This is a genomic window from Pantoea septica, assembly GCF_002095575.1.
In the GTDB taxonomy this organism is placed as follows: domain Bacteria; phylum Pseudomonadota; class Gammaproteobacteria; order Enterobacterales; family Enterobacteriaceae; genus Pantoea; species Pantoea septica.
Map to the genome: position 1 here is coordinate 42416 of NZ_MLJJ01000023.1, position 18757 is coordinate 61172.

At 61.7% G+C, this 18757-nt stretch carries 17 protein-coding genes and 1 pseudogene; 14 read left to right on the forward strand and 4 right to left on the reverse strand.

Going from position 1 to position 18757, the window contains the following annotated elements; translation table 11 throughout:
• Positions 1-65: 65 nt before the first annotated feature.
• Positions 66-1016 (reverse strand): transaldolase, encoded by a 951-nt coding sequence (tal, locus tag HA46_RS13685; RefSeq protein WP_033753764.1) that lies wholly within the window; start codon positions 1014-1016, stop codon positions 66-68.
• Between the two features lie 276 nt (positions 1017-1292).
• The gene (gene rpiB / locus HA46_RS13690) at positions 1293-1757 is read right to left on the reverse strand and encodes a ribose 5-phosphate isomerase B (protein WP_084884871.1); all 465 of its coding nucleotides are present in this window, start codon (positions 1755-1757) and stop codon (positions 1293-1295) included.
• Positions 1758-2151: 394 nt separating this feature from the next.
• On the opposite strand from rpiB, the gene HA46_RS13695 reads away from it, so the two are divergent.
• The 7 genes and pseudogenes from HA46_RS13695 (at position 2152) to maeB (ending at position 11133) form a co-directional block, all read left to right on the forward strand.
• Entirely contained in the window at positions 2152-3483 is a 1332-nt protein-coding gene (locus tag HA46_RS13695) for an MFS transporter (protein ID WP_084884873.1), read from the forward strand.
• A 2-nt stretch (positions 3484-3485) separates the two neighbouring features.
• Positions 3486-5231, forward strand: coding sequence for a dihydroxyacetone kinase family protein (locus HA46_RS13700; protein ID WP_084884876.1), 1746 nt, complete (start codon positions 3486-3488; stop codon positions 5229-5231).
• Entirely contained in the window at positions 5228-6001 is a 774-nt protein-coding gene (locus HA46_RS13705) for a triose-phosphate isomerase family protein (protein WP_084884879.1), read from the forward strand. Before HA46_RS13700 ends, HA46_RS13705 begins: the two co-directional genes overlap by 4 nt.
• The gene (locus HA46_RS13710; RefSeq protein ID WP_084884881.1) at positions 5998-6807 is read left to right on the forward strand and encodes a sugar phosphate isomerase/epimerase family protein; all 810 of its coding nucleotides are present in this window, start codon (positions 5998-6000) and stop codon (positions 6805-6807) included. The genes HA46_RS13705 and HA46_RS13710 overlap by 4 nt, the downstream gene beginning before the upstream one ends.
• A 4-nt stretch (positions 6808-6811) precedes the next feature.
• Entirely contained in the window at positions 6812-7669 is an 858-nt protein-coding gene (locus HA46_RS13715; protein ID WP_084884882.1) for a phosphogluconate dehydrogenase C-terminal domain-containing protein, read from the forward strand.
• Positions 7670-7770: 101 nt separating this feature from the next.
• Positions 7771-8737: pseudogene (locus HA46_RS13720) on the forward strand (sugar-binding transcriptional regulator).
• A 116-nt stretch (positions 8738-8853) separates the two neighbouring features.
• On the forward strand, positions 8854-11133 hold the full coding sequence (gene maeB, locus HA46_RS13725) for an NADP-dependent oxaloacetate-decarboxylating malate dehydrogenase (protein ID WP_033791757.1): 2280 nt from the start codon (positions 8854-8856) through the stop codon (positions 11131-11133).
• On the opposite strand, the gene hemF is transcribed toward maeB, so the two are convergent.
• Both hemF and amiA read right to left on the reverse strand, forming a co-directional pair.
• The gene (gene hemF / locus HA46_RS13730) at positions 11128-12030 is read right to left on the reverse strand and encodes an oxygen-dependent coproporphyrinogen oxidase (RefSeq protein WP_033791756.1); all 903 of its coding nucleotides are present in this window, start codon (positions 12028-12030) and stop codon (positions 11128-11130) included. The two genes, maeB and hemF, sit on opposite strands and share 6 nt — an antisense overlap.
• A gap of 32 nt (positions 12031-12062) precedes the next feature.
• Positions 12063-12929: an N-acetylmuramoyl-L-alanine amidase AmiA gene (gene amiA, locus HA46_RS13735; RefSeq protein ID WP_033791755.1), complete on the reverse strand. Its 867-nt coding sequence runs from the start codon at positions 12927-12929 to the stop codon at positions 12063-12065.
• A 210-nt stretch (positions 12930-13139) separates the two neighbouring features.
• Here amiA and HA46_RS13740 point away from each other — a divergent pair, with 210 nt between their 5' ends.
• From HA46_RS13740 to cysA, 7 genes are all read left to right on the forward strand, one after another.
• Positions 13140-13565 carry a GNAT family acetyltransferase gene (locus HA46_RS13740; protein WP_033753728.1) on the forward strand — a complete coding sequence of 142 codons (426 nt, stop codon included), beginning with the start codon at positions 13140-13142 and terminating at the stop codon, positions 13563-13565.
• Entirely contained in the window at positions 13552-14022 is a 471-nt protein-coding gene (locus tag HA46_RS13745) for a DUF2919 family protein (RefSeq protein WP_410477661.1), read from the forward strand. The genes HA46_RS13740 and HA46_RS13745 overlap by 14 nt, the downstream gene beginning before the upstream one ends.
• Positions 14023-14086: 64 nt before the next feature.
• Entirely contained in the window at positions 14087-14704 is a 618-nt protein-coding gene (locus HA46_RS13750) for an RpoE-regulated lipoprotein (RefSeq protein WP_084884884.1), read from the forward strand.
• A 178-nt stretch (positions 14705-14882) separates the two neighbouring features.
• Complete coding sequence (locus HA46_RS13755) at positions 14883-15899, forward strand: sulfate ABC transporter substrate-binding protein (protein ID WP_084884886.1); 1017 nt, start codon at positions 14883-14885, stop codon at positions 15897-15899.
• Entirely contained in the window at positions 15899-16735 is an 837-nt protein-coding gene (gene cysT, locus HA46_RS13760; protein WP_033791750.1) for a sulfate/thiosulfate ABC transporter permease CysT, read from the forward strand. Before HA46_RS13755 ends, cysT begins: the two co-directional genes overlap by 1 nt.
• The gene (gene cysW, locus HA46_RS13765) at positions 16735-17610 is read left to right on the forward strand and encodes a sulfate/thiosulfate ABC transporter permease CysW (RefSeq protein ID WP_048786136.1); all 876 of its coding nucleotides are present in this window, start codon (positions 16735-16737) and stop codon (positions 17608-17610) included. Before cysT ends, cysW begins: the two co-directional genes overlap by 1 nt.
• Positions 17600-18688 (forward strand): sulfate/thiosulfate ABC transporter ATP-binding protein CysA, encoded by a 1089-nt coding sequence (gene cysA, locus HA46_RS13770; protein WP_033791746.1) that lies wholly within the window; start codon positions 17600-17602, stop codon positions 18686-18688. Before cysW ends, cysA begins: the two co-directional genes overlap by 11 nt.
• Positions 18689-18757 lie beyond the last annotated feature (69 nt).

Here is an 18757-nt window from a genome sequence, read left to right on the forward strand (position 1 = left end):
GGTTCTCCCTTCGTTGAGCAGAAGTGCGGGCGGGAAACCCGCCCGACAAAATTAACAGGCAGAAACTACAGGCGCGCGGCCAGCACGTCTTCGAGTTTCTGCTGATCGACGGCAAACTGACGGATGCCGTCGGAAAGTTTTTCTACCGCCATCGGATCCTGGTTGTGCTCCCAGCGGAACTCCGCTTCAGAGAGCGACGCAGGCTGGTGGAAACCTTCGGTCGACGGCTCCAGCTTGCGCTCAACCGGCGCGTCGCTGTTCTGCAGCTCTTCCAGCAGGTTCGGAGAGATAGTCAGGCGGTCGCAGCCCGCCAGCGCAATAATCTGCTCTACTTTACGGAAGCTCGCGCCCATGATGATGGTGCTGTAGCGGTGCTTTTTGTAGTAGTCGTAGATGCGACGTACCGATTTCACGCCCGGATCTTCGTCGACCACATACGGGTCGAGCGGCTTGCGGCTGTTGTACCAGTCATAGATACGGCCGACGAACGGCGAAATCAGGAAGACGCCCGCTTCGGCGCAGGCGCGCGCCTGGGCGAAGGAGAAGAGCAGCGTCAGGTTGCAGTGGATGCCGTTTTTCTCCAGCTCCTCGGCCGCTTTGATGCCTTCCCAGGTGGACGCCAGCTTGATCAGAATGCGCGAGCGGTCGATGCCGTGCTCTTCATACAGGCGAACCAGTTTTTCCGCTTTGGTCACGCACATGCCACGATCGAAAGAGAGGCGCGCATCTACTTCGGTCGAAACACGGCCCGGTACGCTTTTCAGGATTTCCATACCGAGGTTAATGGCGACTTTATCGCTGGCGTTGATAATCTGCGTCTCTTTGCTGCCGCCCTGCTTTTTCGCATAGTCGATAGCATCGTCGATCAGGTGCTTGTAGCCTTCGAGACCGGCAGCTTTCAGGATCAGAGAAGGGTTGGTGGTCGCGTCTTCAGGATGGTAGTTGCGAATGGATTCGATATCGCCGCTGTCCGCCACGACGGTAGTAAACTGTTTTAATGCCTCTAGCTGGTTCATCTTTTAACTCCTTGATGAGCAATTCTTTATTGCGAATGATTTCACCCTGCAACACAGTGCATCAGGCGTTCGATGATGAAAATACTCTTTTTCTGATTATTGCGATGGGTTGAACTCATCGGGGCCCCGCACGGCGAAAAGCGCGTGACGTCAAACAGGGAGAGCGTGCTGCAACATCCTGTCAGCGAGCCGGGGGGCGAAAATCGCGCATCACAAAGGTTAGCAGAACTGACAGGTTCTGCCGGATGAACCGCATTTTCCGCCCTGTCAGGTGTTTTAGCGGCAGGCGTTTTGCGCCGTCTGCTCGTAGAAGCCAATCTTTTCCACTTTTTCCGTCGATCCGCCGCCTTCAAACTCCGACGCCAGCCAGGCGTTGACGATCGATTTCGCCAGTTCAGGCCCGACGACGCGCGCGCCCAGCGTCATCACCTGCGCATTGTTGCTTTTGCGCGCGCGTTCGGCGGAGTAGGTGTCGTGGCACTGCGCCGCACGAATGCCCGGCACCTTGTTAGCGACGATCGCCATACCAATACCGGTGCCGCATACCAGAATGCCGCGGGCGAACTTGCCGTCGCTGATGGCGTTCGCCAGGCTCCAGGCGATGTCGGGATAGATCGGCAGGTCGTGGCGCGCATCGTTGCTGTAATCCACCACTTCGTAGTGCAGCGATTCAAGGTGACGTTTAATCAGGTTTTTCAGTTCCAGCGCCGCGTCATCGGCGCCAATCGCAATGGTGCTCATCCGGTTTTCTCCAGGTATTTAACAGGGCCCGCAAGCCGGGCGGAAAGTCATGCTCGATTTCAGCCTGCCATACTTTTGTTCATATGTTCAAGTATGTTTCATTTGTTTTTGGCGAGGCAGGCAAAGGTGGCGCGATATTAATCGCTGCAAACCGGCACCCGGACGGGCATTTTTCTTAATTGTTGTGGAAAAACGTTTCGTTTGAGAGCGATCACATTTTTGCAAACTGCGCTTGAGGGATGTTCATTTAATCGTTTAGTGTTCATTTGTTCATGTGGGCGGCAACAATAAGATCCTTCGAGGTGACCGCCATGACACTTACCGACCCGACTGCGCGCCCTGCGGCGCGCTTACCAGGAAACCAGCGCGCCTCGTCGCGCTGTGGAGGCGCAATATGACGCAACAGACGCAGGCGCAGATCGAACAGTCCACCATTCGCAAAATCTCATGGCGACTGGTGCCGTTCGTGGCGCTGATGTTCTTCATCAACTTTCTTGACCGTACCGCCATTTCCTTCGCCGGGCCGAACGGCATGACGCAGGATCTGGGGCTGAGCGCCGCGCAATTTGGGCTCGCCTCGGGCATCTTTTTTATTGGCTATATTCTGCTGGAGGTGCCGAGCAATCTTGCGCTGCACCGCTTCGGCGCGCGTAAATGGCTGGCGCGCATTATGGTGAGCTGGGGCGTGGTGTCGCTGCTGTTCGCCTGGGTAAGCAGCGTCGAGGGTCTCTATACGCTGCGCCTGCTGCTTGGCATTGCGGAGGCGGGCTTCTTTCCCGGCGCGATTCTCTATCTCAGCCTGTGGGTGCCAGCACGCCATCGCAGCAAAATCCTTTCGCTGTTCTACCTGGCGCAGCCGCTGACTGTGGTCTTCGGCGCACCGCTGGCGGCAGGCATGATCGAGCAGCACGGCCTGTTTGGCATGGAGGGCTGGCGTCTGATGTTTATCGGCGTATCGATTCCCGCCATCCTGATCGGCGTCGTGACGTTATTTTGGCTGGTGGATGCGCCGCGCGACGCGCGCTGGCTTACTGGCGAAGAGAAACAGTGGCTGACGCGCGAGCTGGAGAGCGAGCACGCCGCCAAGCAAAACGCGCATCCTGGCGTGCGCACCGTGCTGAGCAACGGCCGCGTCTGGCTGCTCTGCCTGATCTACTTCGGCTTCATCTATGGCCTTTACGCGCTCGCCTTTTTCCTGCCGACCATCATCGGTGGTTTTCAGCAGCAGTTCGGCACCACCTTTAACGTGATGCAAAAAGGGCTGATCACCGGCGCGCCCTATCTGGTGGCAGCCGTGGTGATGTTTTTCTGGTCGCGCGACGCCTCGCGCCGCGGCTGTAAAACCTGGCATATCGCTCTGCCTGCGCTAGCGGGCGGCATCAGCGTGCCGCTGGCGCTCTATATGAACTCGCCGCTCAGCACCATGTTGGTTATCGCCGTTACCGCCAGCTCTATCTTTGCCGCGCTGCCCAACTTCTGGACCCTGCCGACGCAGTTTCTGTCCGGCGCCTCTGCCGCCGCCGCCATCGCCCTGATCAATACGCTCGGCAACGTGGCGGGCTTCTCGGCAGGCTACATCACCGGCGCGCTGCACGACGCCACGCAAAGTTACACGCTGCCGATGATGGTGGTGGGCGGCTTTATGCTGCTGTCAGCCCTGCTGATGCTGCTGCTGAACCGCCGCCGCGCTGAACCGCTGGCCTCCTCACTTGCTCAGGAGCATTAATCATGACGTATCTCTATAACCAGCCCTCTGCCTTTGCGGCGGAGCTGATCGAAGGTTTTGTCGCGGCCAACGCGGATAAAGTCCGCCAGGTGCCTGGCGGCGTGGTGCGCAGCACGCGCAGCCAGCCCGGCACGGTGGCGGTGGTGGTGGGCGGCGGCTCTGGCCACTATCCCGCCTTCGCCGGACTGGTAGGCCAGGGCATGGCGCACGGCGCCGCCATGGGCAATCTGTTCGCTTCGCCGTCGGCGCAGCAAATAGTTAACGTGGCGCGCGCGGCGCACAACGGCGGCGGCGTGCTGCTCACCTTTGGCAACTACGCCGGCGACGTGCTGCATTTCGGTCAGGCGTGCGAGCGCCTGAGGGCCGAAGGCATCGCCTGCGAGGTGGTGACGGTCACCGATGATATCTCCAGCGCCAGTCTGGAAGAGATTGAAAAGCGCCGCGGCGTCGCAGGAGATTTAACCGTATTCAAAGTCGCCAGCGCCGCCGCCGAAGCGGGCCACAGCCTGGCGCAGGTGGCCGCGCTGGCGCGTCATGCCAACCAGCGCACGCGTTCTTTTGGCGTCGCGTTCTCCGGCTGTACCTTGCCTGGGGCGACGCAGCCGCTGTTCAGCATCGACGCCGGGCGCATGGCGCTCGGCATGGGTATTCACGGCGAGCCAGGCATCAGCGAAAGCGACGTGCCGCGCGCCGACGTGCTGGCGGAAATCTTCGTCGACAACCTGCTGAGCGAGCTGCCGGCGGGCGTCAAACTGCAGCCAGGCACGCGCGTGGCGGCGGTCCTCAACGGCCTGGGATCGGTGAAATATGAAGAGCTGTTCGTGGTCTATCGCCGCGTTGCGCAGCTGCTGCGCGAACAGCAGCTGGAGATTGTCGAGCCTGAAGTGGGCGAATTCGTCACCAGCTTTAATATGGCAGGCGCATCGCTGACGCTGATGTGGCTGGATGAGGCGTTGGAACAGTGCTGGCGCGCCCCGGCCAACGCGCCGGCTTTTCGCAAAGGCAGCGTGATCGTCGCCGAACCGCTGGAGGCCAGCGAGTGCCAGCAGGCGACGCAGAACGCAATTCCCGCCGCCAGCGTCGCGTCGCAGCAGAGCGCGCAGCGCGTGCTGGCGATACTCGACGCCATCGCCGTCGTGATACAACGCAATGCTGAACAGCTGGGGCGCATCGACGCCGTTGCCGGCGACGGTGACCACGGCATCGGCATGGAGCGCGGCGTACTGGGCGCGCTGGCGCAGGCGCGTGACGTTGCGGCGCAGGGCGCGGGCGCGGGCACGCTGCTGTGCCAGGCCGCCGACGCCTGGGCGGATAAGGCGGGCGGCACTTCGGGCGCGCTGTGGGGCGTGGCGCTGACCGCCATCGGTACCGCGCTCGGCGACGAAAGCAAGCCCGACGCGCAGCGTGTCGCTGAAGGGGTGAAGCAGGCTAAAGAGGGCATTATGCACTTCGGCAAAGCCCAACCCGGTGACAAAACCATGGTGGATGTGCTGGTGCCGTTCAGCGACAGCCTGAGCGCGGCGGTCGCGCGAGGGGAGGCGCTGCCTGACGCCTGGCAGCTGGCGGCCGAAACGGCGCAGGCCGCTGCGCAGGCCACCGCACAGCTGCTGCCGAAGATGGGCCGCGCCCGTCCGCTGGCGGAGAAAAGCCTGGGCACGCCGGACGCCGGCGCGGTGTCGCTGGCGCTGATTGTCGCCACGGTGGCAGAGCGTCTACGCGCACTCCAGCCGCAGGGAGCCTCAGTATGACGCAGCCCGCTATCTGGCTGGGAACCAGCCTGAAAATGTATTTCAGCTACGCGCAGACGCTGGCATGGTGCCGCGCGGTCGCGCAGATTGCGCGCCAGCATCCTGCGGTGCGCGACGGACGCGTCGGCCTGTTTGTGCTGCCCGCTTTTCCGGCGCTACCGGCGGTAAAAGCGCTGTTTGCCGATACGCCGGTGCGCGTCGGCGCGCAAAATATCGCGCCCGCCGCCAGCGGCGCCTGGACCGGCGAGGTGAGCGCCAGCATGGTGCAGGAGCTGGGCGGAACGCTGGCGGAGATAGGCCATGCGGAACGCCGCCGTCACTTTGCGGAAAACGATGCGCAGATCTCTGCAAAAGTCGCGCTGGCGTTGCAGTCCCATCTGACGCCTGTGCTGTGCATCGGCGAGGCGCAGCAGGATACGCCCGACGCGGCGGCAGAGGCGTGCGCCATACAGCTTAGGCGCGCGCTGGCCGAGGCGCAGTCGCTGCACGGCAGCCTGCTGCTGGCCTACGAGCCGCAGTGGGCGATCGGCGCGCCGCAGCCCGCGCCGGAAGGCCATATTCGCGCGGTGTGCCGCGCCTTGCGCCAGCAGCCGCTGCCGCCAGGCATCACGCTGCAGGTGATCTACGGCGGCAGCGCCGGCCCTGGCCTGCTGAGTCGGCTGGAAGAGAGCGTCGACGGCTTGTTTCTCGGCCGCTTCGCCCACGATCCCGCCGCGCTGGCGCAGATAGTTGACGAAGCCGACGCGCTGCTGGCGAGGGAGAGCGTATGAGCCGGATTGGATTAAGCACCTACGCCTTTTTCTGGCGCCTGTCGGAACGCGCCCCGCAGCCGCTGACGCTGGCGCAAATGCTGCAGCAGACCGCCGACCTCGACGTGCCGGTGTTTCAGATTTGCGACTACCCGGCGATTGAAAGCTGGAGCGACGCGCAATTGGGCGCCCTGAAGCAGCAGGCCGACGCCCTCGGCATCACGCTGGAGCTGGGCACGCGCGGCCTCGCCACCGCCCATCTGCAGCGCTATCTGCATATGGCGGCGCTGCTGGAAGCGAAAGTCATCCGCTCAATGTGCTTTACCGCCAGCCATCGTCCGTCGCCTGCCGAGGCGCAGCAGCTTATCGCCGATGTGCTGCCCGCTTTCGAACGTCAGCAGGTCAAACTCTGCCTGGAAATCTATGAGCAAATCTCCAGCGCCGATCTGATGGCACTTATCGACCTTTTCCCTTCGCCATGGCTGGCGGTCTGTCTCGATCCGGCCAACTGCGTGGCGGGACTGGAGCTGCCGCAGCAGGTCATCGCCAACACCGTCGCGCGCGTCGGCAACCTGCACATCAAAGATTTCGCCTTTTCGCGCCGCGACGGCTGGGTCGGCTTTACCCTGGCGGGCGTGCCGCTCGGCGAAGGGCTGCTGGATTACGACGCGCTGATCGCCAGCGTGCGGCCAGCCGAAAAAGGCATTAACCAGATTATCGAGCACTGGCTGCCGTGGCAGGAGAGCGCAGAGCGCACCTGCCAGCTGGAAGCGCAGTGGACGCAGCGCTGCGTCGAATTCTTACGTCGTAAACAAGATCAGGAGTAACACCATGAGCAATCAACTGAAAACCATTACTGTTATTGGCGCAGGCGGCAAAATGGGCATGCGCATCTCCGCCAACCTGCAGCGCAGCGACTATCAGGTCTTCTACTGCGAAAACTCGCCGCAGGCGCAGGCGCAGATCGGCGCTCAGGGTCGCGAAATTTCCGACGCCGCCTCGGTGGTGCCGCTGAGCGACGTGGTCATTCTGGCGGTGCCCGATATCGTACTGGGCAAGGTCTCGGAAACGGTGGTGCCGCAAATGAAGCGCGATGCGGTGCTGCTGACGCTCGATCCGGCGGCGGCCTACGCCAATCTTATCGCCCAGCGTGACGATATCGAGTATGCGGTGGCGCACCCCTGCCATCCGTCGGTATTCCTGCAGCGCTACACCAAAGAGGAGCATGAGGATGCCTTTGGCGGCGTGGCGGCGATCCAGCATATCGCGGCGGCGTGGGAGAACGGCAGCGACGCGCAGAGGGCGGAGCTGGCGAAGGTGATCAACGTGATGTATGGCCCGGTGGATCAGGTGCACTGGGTGACGGTGACGCAGCTCGCCTATCTGGAGCCGACGCTGGTGGAAACCGTCGCCTGCATGGTCGGCGCCTTTATGAAAGAGGCGCTGGATGAGACGGTAAAACACAGCGGCGTGCCGGAAGAGGCGGCGAAGGCGATGCTTTACGGCCATATCCAGATCGCGCTGGCGGTCGCCTTCCGCGCCACCAACCCTTTCTCGGACGCTTGCATGATCGCCATGGAGTATGGCCGCGAGAAGATCGTCAAGCCGGACTGGAAGCAGATCTTCGATCAAAAAGAGCTGGATATCGTGATTGCGCGCATGCTGAAAATTGACGCCATCCGCCGCTGATATGTGATGATGAAAGCGGCTCACGGGCGCTTGCCTGGCTAAGTGAGCCGCATCAGTGTTATAAATCCTGGCAGTTAACGGCAACGCTCAATCAGGTCACGATGGAAAAACATACCCTCGCTCCGGACACGGAACTGCTGACGGAAATCGCCGTCGCTTACTATCAGGATGAGATCACACAGGAAGAGATCGCGCGCAAGTTCGGCATCTCGCGCATCAAAGTCGGACGACTGCTGAAACGGGCGAAAGAAGAGGGCATTGTCGAGATCAATGTTCGCTACCATCCGGTATTCAGTACCCGACTGGAGCAGCAGCTGCTGGATCGCTTTCCGCAGCTGCAGCGCGCGCTGATCGCGCTTGACCAGCAGGATGGCGACGAGCAGCGTCGTCAGGTGGCGGCGCTGGTCTCGGCGCATCTGGCGCAAAAATCTCAAAGAGAACACCGTGGTGGCGGTAGGACAGGGGCGTAACGTCGCGGCGGTGGCCGATCATCCCGGCGCGGTGCCGCTGCGCAACTGTCACTTTATCTGCGGTATTGGCGGCACCCATCGCCCGGGCGACGCCATCAACGCCGATCATATCAGCCGCCGGCTGGCGAAAAAGTTCGGCGGCTTTAGCGAAACGCTCTATGCGCCCGCCTATGTGGAAAACCGTGCGCTGAAAGAGGCGTTTATGCAGAACGGCACCATTAAAGAGACGCTGGATCGCGCGCGCAAAGCGGATATCGCTCTGGTGGGCATCGGCGATATGAATGAAAACAGCTATATGGTCAAACTCGGCTGGTTTACGCCGCATGAAATTATCGATGCCAGCGTCAATCAGGGCGTCACCGGCGACGTGGCGGGCTACGACTTTTTCAACGCTCAGGGCCAACACGTGGACACGGTGATGAACGATCGCGTCATCGGTCTGAGCATCGACGAGCTGCGTAAAATTCCCTGCGTTATCGCCATCGCTGCGGAAAACACCAAAGCGATGGCGCTGCTCGGCGCGCTGCGCACCGGCGCTATCGATATCGTCGCCACCTCTGCGCAGAACATCCGGACCATCCTCAGTATGACGCAGTAGCGTGCAAAACGGTGTCGCCAGCGGCACCGAACGCCCCGATCGCGATCGCTCCGAGGTTTTCCCTGTCGTCAGCCTTTTATACTGCCAGCGCACCGAAGCTGAAAAAGGAACCGACAATGGACGACCAACTCAAGCAGAGCGCGCTGGATTTTCATCAGTTTCCCACCCCGGGCAAAATCCAGGTTTCCCCCACCAAACCTCTCGCCACCCAGCGCGATCTGGCGCTGGCTTACTCCCCCGGCGTTGCGGCGCCCTGTCTGGAAATTGCGCAGGACCCGCTGGCAGCGCATAAATACACCGCGCGCGGCAATCTGGTGGCGGTAATCTCCAACGGCACCGCGGTGCTGGGGCTCGGCAATATCGGCGCGCTGGCGGGCAAGCCGGTGATGGAGGGCAAAGGGGTGCTGTTCAAGAAGTTCGCCGGCATCGACGTTTTTGATATCGAGATAGACGAGCAGGATCCCGACCGGCTGATCGACGTTATCGCTGCGCTGGAGCCTACCTTCGGCGGCATCAACCTGGAGGATATCAAGGCGCCGGAGTGCTTCTATATCGAGCAGCAGCTGCGCCAGCGCATGAAGATTCCGGTTTTTCATGACGACCAGCACGGCACGGCGATTATTTGCACCGCCGCAGTGCTCAACGGGCTGCGCATTGTCGAGAAAGCGATTGGCGAAGTGCGGCTGGTGGTTTCTGGCGCGGGCGCCTCGGCTATCGCCTGCCTGAACCTGCTGGTGGCGCTCGGCATGCAGAAGCGCAACATCGTGGTGTGCGATTCGAAAGGGGTGATCTACCGCGATCGCGAAGCGGATATGACGCCCACCAAGTCTGCCTACGCCATCGAAGATAAGGGGGCGCGCAGGCTGGAAGAGGTGATTGAAAACGCCGATATCTTTCTCGGCTGCTCGGGGCCGCGCGTGCTGACGCCGGAGATGGTGCAAAAGATGGCGCGCGATCCGCTGATCCTGGCGCTGGCCAACCCTGAGCCGGAAATTATGCCGCCGCTGGCGAAGGCGGTGCGCCCCGACGCCATCATCTGCACCGGTCGCTCAGACTTTCCTAATCAGGTTAATAACGTGCTCTGCTTCCCGTTCATTTTTCGCGGCGCGCTCGACGTCGGGGCGACCACTATCAACGAAGAGATGAAGCTGGCGGCGGTGCACGCCATTGCCGCGCTGGCGCAGGCGGAGCAGAGCGATGTAGTCGCCTCCGCCTACGATGACCAGGATCTCAGCTTCGGACCAGACTATCTGATACCTAAACCTTTCGACCCGCGCTTGATCGTGCAGATCGCGCCGGCGGTGGCGCGCGCCGCGATGGAGTCGGGCGTGGCGACCCGGCCCGTTGAGGATTTCGACGCCTACCGCGAGAAGCTGGCCGAGTTCGTCTATAAAACCAACCTGTTTATGAAGCCGATCTTCTCCCAGGCGCGCAAGGCGCCAAAGCGCGTGGTGCTGGCGGAAGGCGAGGAGGCGCGGGTGCTGCACGCCACGCAGGAGCTGGTGACGCTCGGTCTGGCGCGGCCGATCCTGATAGGGCGTCCCAATGTCATCGCGATGCGTTTGCAGAAGCAGGGGCTGAAGATCGAGGCGGGCAAAGATTTCGACGTGGTCAACAACGAATCGGATCCGCGCTTCAAGGCGTACTGGAACGAATATTACCAGATGATGAAGCGGCGCGGCGTGACGCCCGAGCAGGCGCAGCGCGCGGTGATCGGCAATCCGACGCTGATCGGTGCCATTATGGTGCATCGCGGCGAGGCGGATGCGCTGATCTGCGGCACCATCGGCGACTACCATGAGCATTATGACGTGGTGGAGAAGGTGTTTGGCCTGCGCGACGACGTGAAGGTCGCGGGCGCGATGAACGCGCTGCTGCTGCCCAGCGGCAATACCTTTATTACCGACACCTACGTCAACGACGATCCCACGCCGGAACAGCTGGCCGATCTGACGCTGCTGGCGGCGGAAACGGTGCGGCGCTTCGGCATTGAGCCGCGCGTCGCGCTGCTGTCGCACTCCAGCTTCGGCACCTCGAACGCGCCGGGGGCGCGCAAGATGCGCGAGGCGCTGGCGATTATTCAGCGCCGGGCGCCCGAGCTGGAAGTGGATGGCGAGATGCACGGCGACGCGGCGCTGGTGGAGAGCGTACGCCGCGAGCTGATGCCTGACAGCCCGCTGAAAGGGGCGGCTAACCTGCTGATCATGCCCAATGTGGAAGCGGCGCGCATTAGTTACAACCTACTGCGCGTCTCCAGTTCGGAAGGCGTTACCGTTGGCCCGGTGCTGATGGGCATCAGCAAGCCGGTGCATGTGCTGACGCGCATCGCCTCGGTCAGGCGCATTGTGAATATGGTGGCGCTGGCGGTGGTCGAGGCGCAAACCGCGCCGTTATAGCCAGTCGCGCACCGGTAAAAAGTCGCGCGTCAGCGCGGCTTCCGGCGAGTCGGGCGCGGGCTGGTAGTCATACTCCCAGCGTACCAGCGGCGGCATCGACATCAGGATGGATTCGGTGCGGCCGCCGGTCTGCAGGCCGAACAGGGTGCCGCGATCCCACACCAGATTGAACTCGACGTAGCGTCCGCGGCGATAGAGCTGAAACTGACGCTCGCGCTCGCCCCAGGGCTGCGCTTTGCGGCGCTCGACGATCGGCAGATAGCCGTCGAGGAAACCGTTGCCCACCGCCTGCATAAAGGCGAAGCTGGTGTCGAAGTCCGGCGCGTTGAGATCGTCGAAGAAGAGGCCGCCGATGCCGCGCTGCTCGTCGCGGTGTTTCAGGTAGAAGTAGTCGTCGCACCATTTTTTGTAGCGCGGATAGACCTCGTCGCCGAACGGCTGGCAGAGGTCGAAGGCGGTCTGATGCCAGTGCACCGCATCCTCCTCGAAGCCGTAGTAGGGCGTCAGGTCGAAACCGCCGCCGAACCACCACACCGGATCGGCGCCCGGCTTTTCGGCGATAAAAAAGCGCACGTTGGCGTGACTGGTCGGCACATAGGGACTGTGCGGATGGATCACCAGCGATACGCCCATCGCTTCGAAGCTGCGGCCCGCCAGCTCGGGACGGTGCGCCGTCGCCGACGCGGGCATTTGATCGCCGTGCACGTGGGAAAAGTTAACGCCTGCCTGCTCAAACACCGCGCCGTTGCGCAGCACGCGGCTGCGTCCGCCGCCGCCGCCCGGACGCTGCCAGCTGTCTTCCATAAACTGCGCGCCGCCGTCAGCTGCCGCCAGTTGATTACAGATCGTCTCCTGCAGGTTCAGCAGAAAGGCTTTAACGCGGGAAATATCGGGCATGGCTTCGAACTCGTTGCAAAAAAGTGGCGCGATTATACCTGACCATTGCGGCGATCGTACTCATCAAAGTAGCGCGTAATGCCGTCGGCGATCGCCGTGGCGATTTTACGGCGAAAAGCGTCGGTGCCGAGCAGTTGCTCTTCGCGCGGATTGGTAATAAACGAGGTCTCTACCAGCACTGACGGAATCGATGGCGATTTGAGCACGGCGAACGCCGCCTGTTCGGTGTGTTCGCTGTGCAGCCGGTGCACCGGGCGGATCTGATCCAGCACGTGTTTGCCCAGCGTCAGGCTGTTGCGGATGGTGTCGGTCTGCACCAGGTCGAACAGAATCTGATTAAGGTAGTGATCCTGCTCCTCGACTTTGGCGCCGCCCACTTTATCCGCCGCATTCTCTTTATCGGAGAGATAGCGCGCCATGGCGCTGCTGGCGCCGCGATTCGAGAGGGCGAACACCGAGGCGCCGCTGGCTTCCGGGCTGGTAAAGCCGTCGGCGTGAATCGACATAAACAGGTTCGCGCCGTGCTGGTGGGCGATCTCGACCCGCTGGTAGAGCGGAATAAAGTGGTCGCTGTCGCGCGTCAGCCGTACTTCGATGCGCGGATGGGCCTGCAGCAGCGCGCGCACCTGGTTCGCAATCGCCAGCACAATATGTTTCTCTTCCGACCCTTCGCTGCCGACGGCGCCAGAGTCGATGCCGCCGTGGCCGGGATCGATCATCACGATGCGCTTGCCGTTTTTCTGCGGCGGCGCAGGCTGCGCGTGACGCGGGCTTGCGCGCAGCGGCGCATTCTCCTCTTTCGCCTGGATCGCGCGTGGGGAGAGCACGGCCAGCGCCAGGCCGGAGAGCAGCAGCTGGCGACGGTTGGTAAGGCGCTTGAGCAGGGATAGTGTGGGCATGGGCTGGTCCATTAGCGGATAGTGTGCACAGTGTTATATCGTAACAGTTTGTCCGCCGCGAGGGCGGAACCCTTTCAGCGCTTTACTTTGTATGTCAGGTTGCTAACAGAAAAAATGCCGGTTTTTGTTCCAGGCTGCGCTAACCGGGCTTGCACGCGGCGGCGAATGCGTGATAATCAGCGAATTGTGCTTATTTGCAAGGTAAAGAAGATGGAAATCCGCGCCTTCCGCCAGGAAGATTTTGAAGAGGTGATCACGCTCTGGGAGCGTTGCGATTTGTTACGTCCATGGAACGATCCGGAGCTGGATATCGAACGCAAGATGAACCATGACGCGGACCTCTTTCTGGTTGCGGAAGTCGGCGGCGAGGTGGTTGGCACGCTGATGGGCGGCTACGACGGCCATCGCGGCTCCGCCTACTATCTGGCGGTGCATCCCGACTACCAGGGCCGCGGCTTCGCCAACGCGCTGATGAACCGGCTGGAGAAGAAGCTGATCGCGCGCGGCTGTCCCAAGATCAACCTGATGGTGCGCGAAGAGAACGATCAGGTGGTGGCGTTCTACGAGAAGCTGGAGTACGAACCGGTGGATTCGGTACTGCTCGGCAAGCGGCTGATTGAAGATCGGGAGTATTGATGCGGTGAAATATCTGCCGGATGAATATGATGCGAAAGGGCAGCTACGGCTGCCGTTTCTTTTTTGGCTGCTGCTGCTGCTGCTGGCGCGCACCTGGATCCTGCTGATGATGGCGGGCGCGTCGCGCCAGCAGGGCAGCGATCTGCTGGGGCTGTTCTATCCCGATCGGCAGGCGTTCTGGCTCGGGCTGGCGCTCGGCGCCCCCGCGCTGATCGGCCTGCTGCTGACCGGCTATCGCGCGCGCTGGCCGCGGCTGTGGCAGGCGTGGCGCTGGGTGCTGGCGCTGTCGCTGGCGGTCAATCTGGCATGGCAGGGCGCTACGTTCGCGTCTGGCGATCTGCTTGCGTCGCCCTGGCCGCTGCTGCTGACGCTGTTCGACGGTCTGGCGCTGCTGTGGCTGCTGGCTAACGTCAGGCTGCGCGACTGCTTTCTGCCGGAACATCAGCTGGCGGAATAAACTTTTTTGCCGCTGGCGACTCCAATGAGTTCTGCCGTTTGGCACAGTGTTAACAGGAGTTTTCATGAAAGCTTTACCCATTTCGCTGCTGGTTGCCGCCGCGCTGCTAAGCGGCTGCGCCAGTTCGGGTTCCGGTTCCGCCTCTGCGTCCGACGTAAGCTGGTATAACCCGCTGAGCTACCACTGGTCGTCGGCGCTGCCGTGGAACTGGTTTGGTTCATCGCTGACGGTCACCGAACAGGGCGTCGGCGGCGTCGGCGGCGCCACCGCAATGAGCGAAGGCGCCATCAGCGACGGCCTGAAAGACAACTATAAGCTGCGGCAGGGCATGCGCAGCGAAAACGGCGACGTTATCGCTTTCTGGCAGGCGCTGGACGACGGCAAAGTGAAGTTGCAGATCAGCGGCTCCAGCAGCGTAGAGCGTATTGAGGTGATGGACAGCGACGTCGCCGCGCAGGACGGTGCGAAAATCGGCGACGCCTTTAGCGACAGATTTAGCAAAGCCTTTAATAACTGCAGGCTGGCGGGTGGCGCGGGCAGTCACGACGTCGAATGCCGCGCGCCGGGCAGCCAGCATATCTCCTATGTTTACAGCGGCGACTGGCACGGCCCGGACGGTCTGATGCCGTCGGATGACGTATTGAAAAGCTGGAAGCTAAGCAAAATCATCTGGCAGCGTTAAAGCCTTTAGCGTCAGCGCCATTCCCGCCTGACGCATAAACTCTTCCGCCCGCTTATGCCATTTTCGACTTTGAAATCATCAAACGATATATAAAACCGCTACAGCTTTTCATGGGGTTATAAATACACTGGGCGAACGGCTGGCATAAGCCGGATCTCTTGTTTTCTCAGGGTGCCCCATGACCAAAAGAACGATGAAAAATATCGTCGGCGGTATCGCCTTGTCGCTTAGCCTGGCGGGCGCGGCCAGTGCCACCGAACTGCTCAACAGCTCGTACGACGTCGCGCGCGAGCTGTTTGTCGCCCTGAATGCGCCGTTCGAAAAACAGTGGGATGCCAGCCATCCCGATGACAAACTCACCATCAAGATGTCGCACGCCGGTTCGTCTAAGCAAGCGCTGGCGATCCTGCAGGGGCTGCGCGCCGATGTGGTCACCTATAACCAGGTCACCGACGTGCAGGTGCTGCACGATAAAGGCAACCTGGTCGCGGCCGACTGGCAAAGCCGTCTGCCGAACAACAGCTCGCCGTTTTACTCCACCATGGCGTTTCTGGTGCGCAAGGGCAATCCAAAACAGATTCACGACTGGGCCGACCTTGGCCGCGACGGCGTGAAGCTGGTCTTTCCCAATCCGAAAACCTCCGGCAACGGGCGCTACACCTGGCTGGCTGCCTGGGGCGCCACCAGCAAAGCTAACGGCGGAGACGAAACGAAAACCCGCGCCTTTATGACGCAGTTCCTTAAGAACGTCGAGGTGTTCGATACCGGCGGGCGCGGCGCAACCACCACCTTCGCCGAGCGCGGCCTGGGCGACGTGCTGATCAGCTTTGAATCGGAAGTGAACAATATCCGTAATCAGTACGGCAAAGACGAGTATGAAGTCGTGGTGCCGAAAACGGATATTCTCGCCGAGTTCCCGGTCGCCTGGGTGGATAAAAACGTCGAGCACAGTCACACCGCGGACGCGGCGAAAGCCTACCTCAACTATCTCTATACGCCGCAGGCGCAGCAAATCGTTACCGATTTCTATTACCGCGTGAACAACCCGCAGCTGATGAGCGAGCATAAAGATCGCTTCCCGCAGACGCAGCTGTTCCGCGTGGAAGATCAGTTCGGCGGCTGGGATAAAGCGATGAAAACCCACTTCGCCAGCGGCGGTGAGCTGGATCAACTGTTATCAGCGGGGCGTGGATAATGTTTGCCTTAGGTCAGAAACGCGTTCTGCCTGGCTTCGGCCTGAGTCTGGGCACCAGCCTGCTGTTTACCTGTCTGATTCTGCTGCTGCCGATCAGCGCGCTGCTGATGCAGCTGTCGCAGATGACGCTGGCGCAGTACTGGCAGGTGATCAGCAATCCGCAAATGGTGGCGGCCTATAAAGTGACGCTGCTGTCGGCGGCCGTCGCTTCGCTGTTTAATGCGGTGTTCGGCATGATTATGGCGTGGATCCTGACGCGCTATCGCTTTCCCGGCCGCACGCTGCTGGACGGCCTGGTGGATCTGCCGTTCGCGCTGCCAACCGCGGTGGCGGGCCTGACGCTGGCCGGTCTCTTCTCGATGAACGGCTGGTACGGCGAGTGGATCTACAACGCCTTCGGCGTAAAAGTTTCCTATACCTGGCTCGGCATCGCCGTCGCCATGGCTTTTACCAGTATTCCCTTCGTGGTGCGTACCGTACAGCCGGTACTGGAAGAGCTGGGGCCCGAGTATGAAGAGGCGGCGCAGACGCTGGGCGCGACGCCCTGGCAGAGCTTTCGCCGCGTGGTGCTGCCGGAAGTCGCGCCTGCGCTGCTGGCGGGCACCGCGCTCTCCTTTACCCGCAGCATCGGCGAGTTCGGCGCGGTGATCTTTATCGCCGGCAATATCGCCTGGAAAACCGAGGTCACCTCACTGATGATTTTCGTGCGTTTGCAGGAGTTCGACTACCCGGCCGCCAGCGCTATCGCCTCGGTGATCCTGGCCGCGTCGCTGGTGCTGCTGTTTGCGATTAACACCCTGCAGAGCCGCTTCGGCCGCCGACTGGGAGGTCACTAATGGCGGATATTTCCCACATCAATGCTACCGAGCGCCAGCCGGTCAACTGGGGCAAATGGCTGCTGATCGGCATCGGCGTGCTGGTGTCGCTGCTGCTGCTGGTGGTGCCGATGATCTCTATCTTCTACGAAGCGCTGAAGATGGGGCTGGGCGTCGCCTTTCAGAATCTCGGCGACAGCGACATGCTGCACGCCATCTGGCTAACGGTGCTGGTCGCGCTGATTACCGTGCCGGTTAATCTGGTGTTCGGCACGCTGCTCGCCTGGCTGGTGACGCGCTTTAACTTTCCCGGCCGCCAGCTGCTGCTGACGCTGTTCGACATTCCGTTCGCCGTGTCGCCGGTGGTGGCTGGCCTGATGTATCTGCTGTTCTGGGGCGTCAACGGCACCGCAGGCAGCTGGCTGGACGCGCATAACATTCAGGTGATGTTCGCCTGGCCTGGCATGGTGCTGGCCACCGTCTTCGTGACCTGTCCCTTCGTGGTGCGCGAACTGGTGCCGGTGATGCTGAGCCAGGGCAGCCACGAAGATGAGGCGGCGGTCCTGCTTGGCGCCTCTGGCTGGCAGATGTTCCGCCGCGTAACGCTACCGAACATCCGCTGGGCGATGCTCTATGGCGTGGTACTGACCAACGCCCGCACCCTGGGCGAGTTCGGCGCGGTCTCGGTGGTATCGGGATCGATTCGCGGCGAAACCTACACGCTGCCGCTGCAAATTGAATTACTGCATCAGGATTACAACGTGGTGGGCGCGTTTACCGCTGCCGCGCTGCTGACGCTGATGGCAATTGTGACGCTGTTTCTGAAAAGCATGTTGCAGTGGCGTTTAGAGCAACAGCAGCATCGCCTGCAACAGGAGGAAAATCATGAGCATTGAGATTAACCAGATCAACAAATCTTTCGGCCGCACTCCGGTGTTGAACGATATCTCTCTGGATATTCCTTCTGGCCAGATGGTGGCGCTGCTGGGCCCGTCCGGCTCCGGGAAAACCACGCTGCTGCGTATTATCGCCGGGCTGGAGCACCAGAACAGCGGGCAGATTCGCTTTCATAATAAAGATGTCAGCGCGCTGCACGCCCGCGACCGCCAGGTCGGCTTCGTATTTCAGCACTATGCGCTGTTCCGTCATATGACGGTGTTCGACAATATCGCGTTCGGCCTGACGGTGCTGCCGCGCCGCGAGCGTCCGTCCTCGGCGGAAATTAAGCAGCGCGTGACGCGTTTGCTGGAGATGGTGCAGCTGGCGCATCTGGCGAACCGCTTCCCGGCGCAGCTGTCGGGCGGCCAGAAGCAGCGCGTGGCGCTGGCGCGCGCGCTGGCGGTCGAACCGCAGATCCTGCTGCTCGACGAACCTTTCGGCGCGCTGGACGCGCAGGTGCGTAAAGAGCTGCGTCGCTGGCTGCGTCAGCTGCATGAAGAGCTGAAATTCACCAGCGTCTTCGTGACTCACGATCAGGAAGAGGCGATGGAAGTGGCCGATCGCGTGGTGGTGATGAGCCAGGGAAATATCGAGCAGGTAGGCACGCCGGATGAGGTGTGGCGCGATCCCGCCACGCGCTTCGTGCTGGAGTTCCTCGGCGAAGTGAACCGCTTCGACGGCGAGGTCCACGGCTCGCAGTTCCACGTCGGCGCGCACCACTGGCCGCTGGGCTACACCCCGGCGCATCAGGGCGCGGTCGAGCTCTTCCTGCGGCCGTGGGAGATTGACGTTTCCCGTCAGAGCAGCCTGGAGACGCCGCTGCCGGTGCAGATCCTCGAGGTGAGCCCGCGCGGCCACTTCTGGCAGCTGGTGGTTCAGCCGACCGGCTGGCAGAGCGAACCTTTTTCGCTGGTGTACGACGGCGAACGAAGCGCGCCGGTGCGCGGCGAACGCCTGTTCGTCGGCCTGCAGCAGGCGCGCCTCTATCAGGGCGCGACGCCGCTGCGCGCTGTTGCCTTTGCCGAAAGCGCCTGATATTTTCTCACGCGACAGCGGGCGGGAGCGATCCCGCCCTTTTTTTGTTCGCTTAGCTTCGCCGGGAAA